Origin of the sequence: Pseudoalteromonas sp. S2755, from assembly GCF_005886535.1 — a bacterium.
Taxonomy (GTDB): domain Bacteria; phylum Pseudomonadota; class Gammaproteobacteria; order Enterobacterales; family Alteromonadaceae; genus Pseudoalteromonas.
The window spans coordinates 1-371 of the sequence record NZ_PNDS01000295.1; the positions used below are offsets into that span (position 1 = coordinate 1).

The window sequence follows — 371 nt, forward strand, 5'->3', positions numbered from 1 at the left end:
ACGTATATATCTTATCAGTGAAGTTGATGGTTTGTTTGTAGCTTTTGTATTTTATTTTATTAGCGAACTCACCCTGCCACTTGAGGTCCTTGATGCGCATCATCATGTGTATTTTGCCAATCAAGCTATGAATACGGTGTATCCAGAGCAGGTGTTGCATGGTGCACATGCTAAAACACTGGCGCTTCAGTATGTGGATGAACCATGGCCGCATACGCAGCACATCTCTCGATTTAGCATTGCGCCTCATAACCTATACCGGGGGCAGCGGGTCTATCAATTACTGGTGTTTTTCTCAGTAGAGCTAGCGCTGCGAGAGAATGATTAGCAGGTATGGCAAAAGATACTATCGGAGCTCAGTCCGTCTCTGG

1 pseudogene is annotated in these 371 nt (G+C 45.3%); it reads left to right on the forward strand.

What is annotated here, in order from left to right:
* Window positions 1–328: pseudogene (locus CWC03_RS23285) on the forward strand (hypothetical protein); the annotation flags it as partial.
* Window positions 329–371: the final 43 nt, after the last annotated feature.